Origin of the sequence: Denitromonas iodatirespirans (assembly GCF_018524365.1) — a bacterium.
GTDB lineage: Bacteria > Pseudomonadota > Gammaproteobacteria > Burkholderiales > Rhodocyclaceae > Nitrogeniibacter > Nitrogeniibacter iodatirespirans.
In genome coordinates, this window is the sequence record NZ_JAEKFT010000001.1 from 320,424 (window position 1) to 332,848 (window position 12,425).

At 67.9% G+C, this 12,425-nt stretch carries 13 protein-coding genes; 6 read left to right on the top strand and 7 right to left on the bottom strand.

Translation table 11 applies throughout. The features are described from left to right. Positions 1-118 precede the first annotated feature (118 nt). Positions 119-727 (bottom strand): hypothetical protein, encoded by a 609-nt coding sequence (locus I8J34_RS01535; RefSeq protein WP_214359587.1) that lies wholly within the window; start codon positions 725-727, stop codon positions 119-121. 74 nt (positions 728-801) lie between these two features. After that, positions 802-1,581: an enoyl-ACP reductase FabI gene (fabI, locus tag I8J34_RS01540; RefSeq protein ID WP_214359588.1), complete on the bottom strand. Its 780-nt coding sequence runs from the start codon at positions 1,579-1,581 to the stop codon at positions 802-804. A gap of 177 nt (positions 1,582-1,758) precedes the next feature. Here fabI and I8J34_RS01545 point away from each other — a divergent pair, with 177 nt between their 5' ends. Beyond that, a complete protein-coding gene (locus I8J34_RS01545) occupies positions 1,759-2,280 on the top strand; it encodes an HAD domain-containing protein (RefSeq protein ID WP_214359589.1) in 522 nt (173 codons plus the stop codon). A gap of 48 nt (positions 2,281-2,328) precedes the next feature. Here the strand turns inward: I8J34_RS01545 and ahpF are convergent, their stop codons facing one another. Next, on the bottom strand, positions 2,329-3,897 hold the full coding sequence (gene ahpF / locus I8J34_RS01550) for an alkyl hydroperoxide reductase subunit F (protein WP_214359590.1): 1,569 nt from the start codon (positions 3,895-3,897) through the stop codon (positions 2,329-2,331). 241 nt (positions 3,898-4,138) lie between these two features. Continuing rightward, positions 4,139-4,705, bottom strand: a complete 567-nt coding sequence (gene ahpC / locus I8J34_RS01555; protein ID WP_214359591.1) for an alkyl hydroperoxide reductase subunit C — start codon at positions 4,703-4,705, stop codon at positions 4,139-4,141. A gap of 216 nt (positions 4,706-4,921) precedes the next feature. On the opposite strand from ahpC, the gene I8J34_RS01560 reads away from it, so the two are divergent. Both I8J34_RS01560 and I8J34_RS01565 read left to right on the top strand, forming a co-directional pair. Then, positions 4,922-6,085 carry a UbiH/UbiF family hydroxylase gene (locus tag I8J34_RS01560; RefSeq protein WP_214359592.1) on the top strand — a complete coding sequence of 388 codons (1,164 nt, stop codon included), beginning with the start codon at positions 4,922-4,924 and terminating at the stop codon, positions 6,083-6,085. Positions 6,086-6,100: 15 nt separating this feature from the next. Continuing rightward, positions 6,101-6,832: a DsbC family protein gene (locus tag I8J34_RS01565; RefSeq protein WP_214359593.1), complete on the top strand. Its 732-nt coding sequence runs from the start codon at positions 6,101-6,103 to the stop codon at positions 6,830-6,832. Between the two features lie 78 nt (positions 6,833-6,910). On the opposite strand, the gene I8J34_RS01570 is transcribed toward I8J34_RS01565, so the two are convergent. Next, a complete protein-coding gene (locus tag I8J34_RS01570; RefSeq protein WP_214359594.1) occupies positions 6,911-7,228 on the bottom strand; it encodes a hypothetical protein in 318 nt (105 codons plus the stop codon). 484 nt (positions 7,229-7,712) lie between these two features. On the opposite strand from I8J34_RS01570, the gene I8J34_RS01575 reads away from it, so the two are divergent. Then, entirely contained in the window at positions 7,713-8,084 is a 372-nt protein-coding gene (locus tag I8J34_RS01575) for a SpoIIAA family protein (protein WP_214359595.1), read from the top strand. Positions 8,085-8,152: 68 nt separating this feature from the next. Continuing rightward, positions 8,153-8,998, top strand: a complete 846-nt coding sequence (locus tag I8J34_RS01580) for a RibD family protein (protein WP_214359596.1) — start codon at positions 8,153-8,155, stop codon at positions 8,996-8,998. A gap of 7 nt (positions 8,999-9,005) precedes the next feature. On the opposite strand, the gene I8J34_RS01585 is transcribed toward I8J34_RS01580, so the two are convergent. Beyond that, on the bottom strand, positions 9,006-10,250 hold the full coding sequence (locus I8J34_RS01585; protein WP_214359597.1) for a permease: 1,245 nt from the start codon (positions 10,248-10,250) through the stop codon (positions 9,006-9,008). Positions 10,251-10,386: 136 nt separating this feature from the next. Between I8J34_RS01585 and nhaA the strand changes: the two genes are divergently transcribed. Then, positions 10,387-11,736 carry a Na+/H+ antiporter NhaA gene (gene nhaA, locus I8J34_RS01590; protein WP_214359598.1) on the top strand — a complete coding sequence of 450 codons (1,350 nt, stop codon included), beginning with the start codon at positions 10,387-10,389 and terminating at the stop codon, positions 11,734-11,736. A 228-nt stretch (positions 11,737-11,964) separates the two neighbouring features. Here the strand turns inward: nhaA and I8J34_RS01595 are convergent, their stop codons facing one another. Next, a complete protein-coding gene (locus I8J34_RS01595) occupies positions 11,965-12,216 on the bottom strand; it encodes a type II toxin-antitoxin system ParD family antitoxin (protein ID WP_214359599.1) in 252 nt (83 codons plus the stop codon). Positions 12,217-12,425: the final 209 nt, after the last annotated feature.

Genomic DNA, 12,425 nt, shown 5'->3' on the forward strand with positions numbered 1-12,425 from the left:
TGCCCCCGCATGGCGCGGGCTAGGGTGTGCAGGACCCTACTTTAGCAGGGTGACGAAAAAGCGGGCGAGCGCGCACCGGGCGGGCCGCTCATGCCCGGCGCCATACGCTGCGCGCCGCTCAGCCGAGAAACACCGGATCGGAAAACACCAGCGTGCCATCGCCCCGCGCGAGCAGATTGCCGTCGCTGAGAATATCGGGCAGGACTTGGTAGGCCTCGATGAAGGCGGCCAGCGCGCGCAGGGCGTCGAGCAGGCTGCCGTCGACACCGGCCGGCGGCACCTGGACGAGATCGAACAGCGCCATCCGCCCCATTTCGGGGCCGAGGTTGACCCAGCGCTGGCACGCCGCCCAATAGGCGTCGGCCAGCGCGTCGGCCGCCACCGCGGCGGGCGAACCCGGGCGCAATGGATGGAGCCGCTCCATGTCGAGCAGATGCAGCAGATGGCCGCTCGAGGCGCGGCCGATCACGCCCATGTCGGCAAAGACACGCGGGAAATGCGGCCCGCGGGGGCGATCGTCGGCGGTGTAGTAGAAGTAGTCCGCCGGCGAGCTGATCAGCTTGAACACCCGCTCGCCATCGCCCCGGTCGAGCACGACGCTGTATTCGCCGCGCCCGATCTCGGCGAGACCGTCGAGCAAGGGGTGCGGCGGCACCGGATCGGCAAACAGCAGCTCGGCACGCCCGAAGCGTGCCCGGGAGCCGGTATCGCTGAGCGCGGCGTTCATGGCAAGCGCCATGCCGGGACCGACGCGCGGCAGCGACGCGGAGGAAGAAAACGGGCCGTGCGCATGAGCGCAGTCTAGCCGACGATGTTGTAGCCCGCGTCCACGAAGTGGATGCCGCCGGTGACCAGACGCCCGGCGTCCGACACCAGGAAGGCGGTCAGGGCGCCGATGTCTTCGGGCGTCACCAGCGAATGCATCGGCGCGCGCTCGATGGCCGAGGCCATCAGGTCGTCGAAACGGGCGATGCCCGAGGCGGCGCGGGTCATCAGCGGGCCCGGCGAGATCGCGTTGACACGGATGTTCTTGGGGCCCAGTTCGCAGGCCATGTAGCGGGTGGCGGCCTCGAGCGCGGCCTTGCACAAGCCCATCACGCCGTAGTTGGCGATGACCTTTTCCGAGCCCAGGTAGGTCATGGTCACCAGCGAGCCGCCACCGGCCTTCTCCATCAAGGGCTCGACCATCTTGGCCAGGCGCACGAAGGAGTGGGTCGACACATCCATGGCCATGGCAAAGCCGTCGGCCGAGGTATCGACCACCCGGCCGTGCAGATCGTCGCGCTTGGCGAAGGCCATGCTGTGGATGGCGAAATCGAGCTTGCCGAAGTGCTCGCCGATCTTCGCCTGCACCTCGGCCATGGTCTCCGGCCGGGTGACGTCGAGCGCGTACACATGCTCGATGCCCAGGCGGTGGACCACCGGCTCGATGAAGGCGCGCGTCTTGTCATTCTGATAGGTGACGATGAGCTTGGCGCCGGCCTCGACGCAGGACTCCGCCACGCCGGTCGAGATCGACTTTTCGTTGGCGATGCCCGTCACCAGGCCGACTTTACCGCTGAGATCGACGATTGCTGCCATGTTGTTCGCTCCTGTGGGATGCTGGATTTTGCTTTGCACAAGACCAGACGCGCATCTGACATTTCAGTTCCGGTTCTGTCGTGCCGTAGTACTTGGCAGCCATTGTGGCCGCAGCATCGTTCAGTTTTATTGCGCTGCGTCATGCCCGGGCTAAAATGGCAGCAACAGGAGCCCCCGATGCATCGATCCGAGATCTACGTCTTTCTGGACTTCGACGGCGTGACCCACCCCCTGCGGGAGGTCGAAGATTTCCGCTGCCTGCCGCGCATCGAGGCGGTGCTGCGCGAGTTCGACGAATGCCGGGTGGTGATCACCTCCGACTGGCGCACGCTGTTCTCGCTGCGGCGCCTGCAGACGCATTTTTCCGACGACATCCGCGAGCGCGTGATCGGCACCACGCCGCTGCTCTTGCCGACGCACGGGGCCGATTTCTATGGCCTGCGCGAAGCCGAGGCCCGCCAGTGGCTGGCCCAGCGGCAGGCGGCCGATGCGCCCTGGCTGGCCATCGACGACGCCCCCGGCAACTGGCCGACCCGCGCCCGGCTGCTCCTCACCGATTTCAAATGCGGCTTCATGGACGACGACGCCGAACGCATGCGCACCGTCCTCCGGGCACTGCGCGCCGGCACCCACCACGAGGCAGACGACCCCTCGCCCCGGCTGGCCTGGGGCCGCCCCGAGCTGGCGCCGGGCACATGAAAAACGGGCCCCGCGGGGCCCGTTCTCACGACTGGCGCCGATGCGCCGTTACACCGTCGCTGCCTCGTTCACCGAACTGCGGATCAGGTGATCGAAGGCCGACAGCGCCGCCTTCGAGCCCTCGCCCATGGCGATGATGATCTGCTTGTAAGGCACGGTGGTCGCATCCCCCGCCGCGAACACGCCAGGCACGCTGGTTTCGCCGCGCGCATTCACTTCGATCTCGCCATGCTTGCTCAAATCGACCACGCCCTTGAGCCAGTCGGTGTTGGGCAGCAGGCCGATCTGCACGAACACGCCTTCGAGCGCCACGGTATGCGACTCGCCCGTCTTGCGGTCGGTATAGACCAGGCCATTGACCTTGCCGTCGGCGCCGGTCACTTCGGTGGTATGCGCATCGGTGTGGATGGTGACATTCGGCAGGCTCTTGAGCTTGGCCTGCAGCACCGCGTCGGCGCGCAGCTCGCTGCCGAATTCGAGCAGCGTCACATGCGCCACGATGCCGGCCAGGTCGATGGCCGCCTCGACACCCGAGTTGCCGCCGCCGATCACCGCCACGCGCTTGCCCTTGAAGAGCGGGCCGTCGCAGTGCGGGCAGTAGGCCACGCCGCGGCCGCGGTATTCGCGCTCGCCGGGCACGTTCATCTCGCGCCAGCGTGCGCCGGTGGCGAGGATGACAGCCTTAGCCTTGACCGTGGCGCCGCTGGCCAGACGGATCTCGGCGAGTTCGCCGGGGATCAGCGCTTCGGCCCGCTGGCCGTCCATCACGTCCACTTCGTACTGCTTCACATGCTGTTCGAGCGCGGCGGCCAGCTTGGGCCCCTCGGTTTCCTTCAACGAGATGAAGTTCTCGATGGCCATGGTGTCCATCACCTGGCCGCCGAAACGCTCCGACACCACGCCGGTGCGCACGCCCTTGCGCGCCGCGTAGATGGCCGCGGCCGCGCCGGCCGGGCCGCCACCGACGATGAGCACGTCGAACGGATCCTTGTCGGCGATCTTCGCCGCGTCACGGGCGGCGGCGCCGGTGTCGAGCTTGGCAAGGATTTCCTTGAGGCTGGTGCGGCCCTGGCCGAAGACCTCGCCGTTCAGATAGACGCTGGGCACGGCGAGGATCTTGCGAGCCTCGACCTCGTCCTGAAACAGCGCGCCATCGACCATGGTGTGGCGGATATTGGGGTTGAGCACCGCCATCAGGTTCAGCGCCTGCACCACCTCCGGGCAGTTCTGGCAGGACAGCGAGATGTAGGTGACGAATTCGAAGCGGCCCTCGATGGCCTGAATCTGCGCGATCACATCGGCCTCGACCTTGGGCGGATGGCCGCCGACCTGCAGCAGCGCCAGCACCAGCGAGGTGAATTCATGGCCCATCGGGATGCCGGCGAAGCGCACGCCCATGTCGGCACCGCTGCGGTTCAGGGCGAACGACGGCGCCCGCACGGCCGCATCGCGGGTCTCGACCACGGTGATCTTGTCGCTCAGGCCGGCGATGTCCTCGAGCAGGGCCACCATCTCGACGGATTTGGCGCTGCCATCGACATTGGCCGTGATCTCGATCGGCTGGGTGACGTTCTGCAGGTAGGTCGCAAGCTGTTGTTTGAGATTGGCATCGAGCATGGCAGGTCTCCTGGATCGAAATTTGGGCGTAAAAATGCCCGGGCCTTTGCCCCGGGCATGGGGTGAAGCGGTGTCGGAAAGGCGTTCGGGCGGTCCAACGCTTTTCCGTCGCCGCCTCGAAGAGGGGCGACGACCGCCGCGCAAGCGGCGGCCGTGGGAGCCGAGGAAGCGCCGGGCCGCCCCAAGCTTCCTCCGCCCCCTCGGGGGGCAGGCCACCGCACTCGGTGGCCGTGGGGGCCAATCAGATCTTGCCGACGAGGTCCAGCGACGGTGCCAGGGTCTGCTCACCCGGGGTCCACTTGGCCGGGCACACTTCACCCGGGTGGGCGGCCACGTACTGGGCAGCCTGGATCTTGCGGACCAGCTCTTTGGCGTCACGGCCGATGCCCAGGTCGTGAATCTCGGCAACCTTGATCTCGCCTTCCGGGTTGATCACGAAGGTGCCGCGCAGGGCCAGGCCTTCTTCCTCGATCATCACCTCGAAGTTGCGCGAGATGGTGCCGGTCGGGTCGCCGATCATGGCGTAGTTGATCTTCTTGATCGTCTCCGAGGCGTCATGCCAGGCCTTGTGGGTGAAGTGGGTGTCGGTGGAGACCGAGTACACTTCGACGCCCATGTCCTTGAGCTGCGGGTAGTAGTCAGCCAGATCGCCCAGTTCGGTCGGGCACACGAAGGTGAAGTCGGCCGGGTAGAAGAACACCACCGACCACTTGCCCAGCAGGGACTGCTCGGTCACTTCCTTGAACTCGCCGTTCTTGTAGGCGGTGGCTTTGAAAGGCTTGATCTTGCTGTTGATGAGGTTCGACATGGTTTCTCTCCTTGTGGTTAGCGGGTGCTGCGAAATCGATGGGTGGATGTTATTGCCCTGCAGCACATAGATCCAATTGAACATCCAAATTTTATCGATAGGCACTGCCTATGCGCCGGGTTTTGAGGTCGCCGCTTTGCCGAAAACCGCCAATGGGGTAACGTTCAGCCCCAGCCGGGGCGCGTGCCCCACCCTGCTGTTTTTCAGGCCCAGCCCATGAAATTCGACCTCATCATCGTCGGTGCCGGACTCGCCGGTGCCAGCCTCGCCGCCGCGCTGCGCGGCAGCCGGCTGAAGATCGCCGTCGTGGAGTCCCAGCCGCCCGCCCGGGTCGAGGGCTGGGACAGCCGCATCTACGCGATCAGCCCGGCCAATGTGGATTTCCTGACCCATATCGGTGTCTGGCAACATCTCGACAGCGCCCGCCTGACGCCGGTCTACGACATGGCCATCCATGGCGACGCCGGCGGTCGGCTCGACTTCTCGGCCTACGATTGCGGCCTGCGCGAGCTGGCCTGGATCGTCGAATCCGGCCTGATGCAGCGCGAACTGTGGGAGACCATCAAGCGCCAGCACAACCTCACGCTGCTGTGCCCAGCCCATCCTCTCGGTCTGGCGGTCGATGAGAAAGCCGCGGTGCTCACCCTCGACACCGGCAAGACGCTCACCGCCTCGCTGGTGGTCGCCGCCGACGGCGCGCGCTCATGGGTGCGCGAGCAGGTCGGCATCGCCGCCGCCACCACACCCTACGAAGAAAAAGGCGTGGTGGCCAACTTCCGCTGCGAGAAACCGCACCGCAACATCGCCACCCAGTGGTTCCGCCACGACGGCATCCTGGCCTGGCTGCCGCTGCCTGAGAACCGGATCTCCATCGTCTGGTCGGCCCCCGATGCGCTGGCCGACGAGCTCGTCGCCCTGCCGCCCGAGGCACTGTGCGCCCGCGTCGCCGAAGCCGGCGAGTACACCCTGGGCGCGCTCACGCTGGAGACGCCGGCCGCCGCCTTCCCGCTGCGCCTGATGCGCGTACCGCAGCCGACCGCCCCGCGCGTGGCGCTGATCGGCGATGCCGCCCATGCCATCCATCCGCTGTCGGGCCACGGCATCAACCTCGGCTATCAAGACGCCAAGGCCCTGGCCGAGCTGATCGGCCCCCTGCCCGTCTGGCGCGAGCCCGGCGAGGCCGCCCTGCTGGCCAGCTACGCCCGCGCCCGCGCCGAAGAAACCCGGCTGCTGCAGTCCACCACCCATGCGCTCAACCGCCTGTTCAAGCCCGACAACGGCCTTTTGTCGGGCCTGCGCAACCTCGGACTGAACCTCACCAACCAAATCCCTGTCGTACGCAACGCGCTGGTGCGATATGCCATCAGCGGACATTTTTGACCCCTGGAGAACCGGATGAACCACCCCCGACTGCGCGCCATGCTGGCCACCCTCACCCTGGCCGCAGGCGTCGCCCATGCCGGCGAGGCCGATGTACAGAAGAAAGTCGAAGCCTTCATCGGCGCACCCGCCGTCAGCAGCGTCACCGCCACGCCCTACGGCAAGTTGTACGAAGTGGTGCTCAAATCCGGCGAGCTGGTCTACACCGATGAAGCGGTGAGCTTCATCATCGACGGCAACATCATCGACGCCAAGACCCGCAGCAACGTCACCCAGGCCCGCCTCAACGCCCTGTCGTCCATCGACTTCGCCAGCCTGCCGCTCAAGGACGCGGTCAAGCATGTGCGCGGCAAGGGCGAGCGCGTCATCGCCACCTTCGAAGACCCCAACTGCGGCTTCTGCAAGCGTCTGGCCAACGAGCTGCTGAGCATGGACAACGTCACCGTCTACACCTTCCTCTACCCGATCCTCAGCCCCGATTCGCTCGACAAGTCCAAGCGCATCTGGTGCAGCGAGAAGCAGGGCACCGCCTGGCTCGACTGGATCGCCAATGGCAAGGCCCCCGCCGCCAAGGCCGACTGCGACACCGCGGCCATCGAGCGCAACGTCGCCCTCGGCCAGAAGCTGCGCGTCAGCGGCACCCCCACCATCTTCCTCGCCGACGGCAGCCGCATCGGCGGCTTCCTGCCAGCCGCGCAGCTGAATCCGGCCATCGACGAAGCGCAGGGCAAGGCCAAGACGAAGTAAGCACCCGCAGTACCTCACCCCGTCTGCCGGGGGCCGGACACACCGGCCCCCGCTGCTTTTGTCGCTGTCCGTCCGGTATCACGACCGCCAAGCGCTGAAGCGCGCCGCCGCTTGGCGCACGAGAATCTCCAGGCGGTCGAGGCCGCGGGCAACGCGCCGCGACTCCGATCCGAGCAAGGCCCCACCGGCTGCCAGGAACACCAGGCCAGGGCCCGGCGTGAACAGCATCATGAACCCCAGCAGCGCCATCCCCACGCCACCCACCATGCGGACCACCACCGCCGGACCAGGGCGCCCTGCGCGCTGCGACTGATACCGGTGGTAACGGTCCTGAAAACGTTCTCCCGGTTCGCTGCGCTTCAACGCGCGCCAGCCTTGTCTTGCGCGTTCGAACATGCCAGAAGCCGTTTTTCCGTCACGCGACATGGGGCCGACGCTTGATCGGTTCGGGCACCGGTGGCTCGGGGACCGGCGGGACGGGCTGGGGCTCGTCGGGCGGCACGGGTGGCGGGCCCGGCTGCGGAGGGGCCGGCGGGGGTGCGGGCGGCAGTGGGCTGGGGCTATGCGGCGGGCGCTCGGGCTCGGGCGGCAAGGGCAGCTCGCCGGGCCTCGGGGCGGCGGCACGAAACGGCGCGTGGCAAGCGGTCATCGGGTCTCCTCTGCCGGGCCATCGGCCCGACATCTGCCGTGCCCGGCGCGCCGGCCGATCGCCGGGCACGCTGCACAGGCACTTGAAATTCCGACCCGTCACGCCCCGCACCGGTTCCAGCGCGCTTGCATCGCCAGACCCCGCCACGCCGACCGAACCCCTGTCCGGCACACCGGTCACACCAGACAGACGGCCGCCCGGCAGGCGGCCCCCCGCGAGGAGGACAAGCCGATGCTCAACTACGAACTGGACGACGTGAACGGCATTCTCACCGTCACGCCCGAAGGCCCGCTGGAGGCCCGGGATTTCGAGCAACTGGCGCAAGCGGTCGACCCGTGGATCGAACGCCACGGCCACCTGCACGGCCTGATGATCCGCGCCGAGGCCTTCCCCGGCTGGCGCGACTTCGCGGCGCTGATCTCGCATTTTCGCTTCGTGCGCGACCACCACCAGCGCATCGCGCGCGTCGCCGCCGTCACCGACAACAGCTTTCTGGCCGTCGCCCCGCAAATCGCCCGTCACTTCGTCGACGCCGAACTGCGCCACTTTGCCTTTCACGACAAGGCGCCCGCGCTGGCCTGGCTCAAGCAAGCCGCCGAGTGACGCGGCGCCGCGCCCAGAAGGAGACCGCATGACCCCACCGCCCCATCGCCCCGCCCCGGACGGCACCGATGCCCTTCGCTGACGACCCGGTCACCCAACTGTACCCACCACCGTCCGGCCCCCGGCCGCTCGCCGGCCTGTATCTGGCCCACGAGCTGCGCGCGCGCGGCACGCCCGGCCGGCCCTTCGTCTACACCAACTTCATCACCAGCCTGGACGGACGCATCAGCGAACGCGACGCGAGCGGTCGGCGGCGCGTGCCCGAGGCCATTGCCAACGCCCGCGACTGGCGCCTCTACCTCGAACTGATGGCGCAAGCCGACGTGGTGCTCACCACCGCCCGCCACCTGCGCGCCATTGCCGCCGGGCGCGAGCGACCGCTGCCGGGGCTGACCGGCCCCGAGGCCGCCGGACTGGCCGCCTGGCGTGAAGCGCGCGGGCTGGCACCGGCGCCGACCGTGGCCATCGCCAGCGCCGAGCTCAAGGTGCCGGCCGCCGCGCTGCGCCGTGTGGTCGGGCCGTTGCTGGTGCTCACCCACCGGGGGGCGCCCTCGGCGCGTGTCATGGCGCTGACCCTGGAAGGCGCCAATGTCCGACAGGTCGGCGCCACGGCCCGCCTCACGGCCGCCGAGATCCTCGCCGGCCTCGACGGCGAAGGGCACCGCTGCATCTACTCGATCGCCGGCCCGCGCATGCTGCACACGCTGCTCGCCGGCGATGCGCTCGACCGGCTCTATCTGACGGTCGCGCATCGGGTGCTCGGCGGCACCGGCGACACCCTGATGCCCGACGATGCGCTCGCGCCCCCGGCCGGCTTCACGCCCGCGGCCACCTATTTCGACCCTCATGCGCCGCAGCACGGCGGCCAGCTCTTTCTCAGCCTGGATCGGCGTCCCGACGGCGGCGCGCATTAGGCGCATGTCAGCCGGCTGCCAGCGCCGGTGCCAGCACCAGCCCGCCGATCAGCCACAGCGCCGCGGCGACCGTCACCCCGCGCAGGATCCACTCGGCCACCGACGCATCCCCGCCCTCATGATGGTGATGGTCGTGGCCATCGTCCGCCGCCTTGCCGCGCCACCACAGCACGCCGAGGAGCGCCGAGACGGCGAGAAACACCAGGTTGAGGACGAAACCGGTGTTGAGGGCAAAGAACTCGCGCTCGCCCGGCAGCTGGCCGGCGCCGCCGCTGGGCAGCAGATCGAGGGCCAGCAGGCCGTAGTGCAGCGCCAGCGACACCACAACCAGGCCGCTGAGCAGCACGGCGAGGATGTAGAGCGCCATTTTCCAGCCGTAGTAGGCGGCGTTGATGCGCAGCACCGGCAGCACCACCAGGTCGGAAAAGATGAAGGCCATCACCCCGGCAAAGCTCACGCCGCGCTCATAGAGCAGCGCGGCGAGCGGGATGTTGCCCATCGAGCCGATGAAGGTGAAGAAGGCCGCCACCGGCCCGACCAGCGTCTGCGCCAGCACCGCCAGCAGACCGGGGTTGGCCGCGTCGGCGCCGCCCGAGCCGACGAACAGCGCCGCGAAGAATGCGGTCGGCACGAAGGCGGCGATGATGCCGGCCACGGTGAAGCCGATCAGCACGTCCTTCCACACCATCTGCCATTCCATGACATAGGTCCGGCCAATGCGCCGCCAACCCTCGTGGCTGCACAACATGCGGCGCCAGTCCTGCGTCTCGCCGTCATCGTCCGCGTCGTCGCCACCGGCGCGTTGGCGTGCTTCCTCGATCAGCTGCGTCGGGCGGGTCAGCCGCACGAAGGCCCAGGCGAACAGGATCAGCAACAGCCCGCCGACATACTCGCCGACCACGAATTGCCAGCCGAGAAACAGCGCGATGACGATGCCCAGCTCGATCACGAGGTTGGTCGACGCGAGCAGAAAAGCCAGCGACGGCGCCAGCCCCGCGCCCTTGCGAAACAGGGCGCGGGTGGTGGCCAGCGCGGCGAAGCTGCAGGAGCTGGAGATGAAGCCGAAGAAGGTGCCCAGCGCCATGCTTTTGGGGCCGCTGCGCCCCATCGCCCGTTGCATGCGGCGACGCGTCACCAGCACCTGGATCAGGCTGCTGATCAGGTAGCCCAGCGCAAACGCCCACAAGGCCATCCAGAAGAATCCGACGCTGGTCAGCGCCGCCTCATGCCAGTGCTGCAAGAATCCATGCATCGATCCGTCCCCTATTCCGGCGCCGCCACCGGGGCGGGTGTCGTTGCCGACCGACGGCCATATCACGTATCTTGGCCGCATCCGTGGCCCGGTCGTGCCGTCCGCGGAAGACCGTACAGACACCTCCGGGAGGTTCATGACGATCGACAAACCGGCACTCGAACGCACCATCGACAAGCTGCGCGAGCCCTTCGCCAGCTTCATCAAGGCGCAGACCACGACCAGCGGCTTCCTGCTGCTGGCGCTGTTCGCCGCCATGGCGCTGGCCAATTCGCCGCTGGCCGATCACTACGAGGCGATCCGCCATTTCCGCATTGGCATGGTGTTCGGATCGCAGGAGGTGTCGTGGTCTGCGCTGCACCTGGTCAATGACGGTCTGATCGCCTTTTTCTTCGTGCTGCTCGGCCTGGAGGTCAAGCGCGAACTGCTCGCCGGCGAGTTGAAGGACCGGCAGCGCGTGCGCCTGCTCCTTGCCGCGGCGCTGGGCGGCATGGTGGTGCCGGCCAGCCTGTATGTGGTGATTCACCTTGGCATGGGCGGCGACCAGGTGCAAGGCTGGGGCATCCCGATGGCCACCGACACGGCGCTGGCCATTGCCGTGCTGGCCGCCCTCGGCGCACGCGTACCGCGCGCGGCGGTGGCCTTCCTGGTCGGGGTGGCGATCATCGACGACATCGGCGCCATCATCATCATCGCCGTGGTGTATACCGAGCAGGTCTCCCTGCCGGCGCTGGCCGCCTCGGCCCTGCTGTTTTCGGTGCTGATGGCGTTCAACCGCGCCGGTCTGCGCCATCCGGTCGTCTATGCGCTGGCCGGTGTCATGCTGTGGATCGCCATCGTGCGCTCGGGCGTGCACGCCAGCATCGCCGGGGTGGTGGTGGCCATCACCGTGCCGGCCCGGCCGCGCATCGCGCCCGAATCGCTCAAGCGCAAGGTGCATGGCGCAGTCGATGACGTGCCCGACGACGCGCCGCCCGAAGCGGTACTCGGCGAAGGCAAAACGCACCGCAAGATCGCCAAGCTCGAGTCGCTGGCGCAGGTGGCCACCACCCCGCTGCGCCGCTGGGAAGACGGGCTGGAACTGCCGGTGGCGCTGATCGTGCTGCCGCTGTTCGTGTTCATGAACGCCGGGCTGCCGGTCGACACCGACGACCTGGCGCAGATCCTCACCGATCCGGTCGGCCTCGGCGTGATGGTGGCCCTGATCGTCGGCAAGCCCGCGGGCCTGCTCACCGGCATCTTCATCGCCGAGCGCTGCGGCTGGGCGACGCGCCCCGAGGCGTTGAGCTGGCGGCGCCTGTTCGGCATCGGCGCGCTGGCCGGCATCGGTTTCACCATGTCCACCTTCATCGCCAACCTGGCCTTCGACCCCGCCTCGTCGGCACTGGCAGTGGCCAAGCTGTCGATCATGGCCGCCTCGATGATCGCTGCCATTACCGGCTATTGCGCCTTGCGCTTCAGCCCGTCTGGTGCCGATACCACGTGAGCGCCGAGCCACCTTCGCCACCGACGGAAACAATGGACGGCGAGCCGCCCCATTGGGGCGCCGATGGCGCGGCGACCCCGTGCCAGGACGGCGGGCGATGTGGGCATAGGCCTGTTCCAGTGCGTCGACGAAGCCGAGCGCAACCGACGGGGGTCTCTTCGAGATAGTCGGCGATCGCGTCGTCAACGTCCTGCGTGGCCTGCTCGCGCGGAACGACGGGTTTGACCTTCACCCGCCAGAAGCCGGCTTGGCCGCCCTGCGTATCCGGTCGCGCAGACCGTCGAAGTAAGCAGCATTGGCCTCAGACGCCGGCGCCGTGGCTGCCCCGGCCAGCAGCAGCCCGCGCAAGCGCTGACGATCCTGGTCCTTGCGAATCAACGCGCGCACGTACTCGCTGCTGGTGCCGTAACCCCGTTCGGTCACCTGCTCGTCCACGAAGGATTTCAGGCTGTCGGGCAAGGAAATATTCATCGTGCTCATGGGCGCATGATTAGTCAGCTTGGCAAAAATTGGCAAGGCGACCCATCCGTCTCCATCCCACCATTCGCGCGGGATGCCCCTTCCCCGCCGCGCCCTGCTGCACCGCTTTCCGTCGTCTGCGCGCGGAGCCTCTCACCTGCTTCGGCACCCGGCTGCCGCTGACGTCTTGAACCAAAACAGGCGGAACCCTCCCGGACCGATGCAGTCGA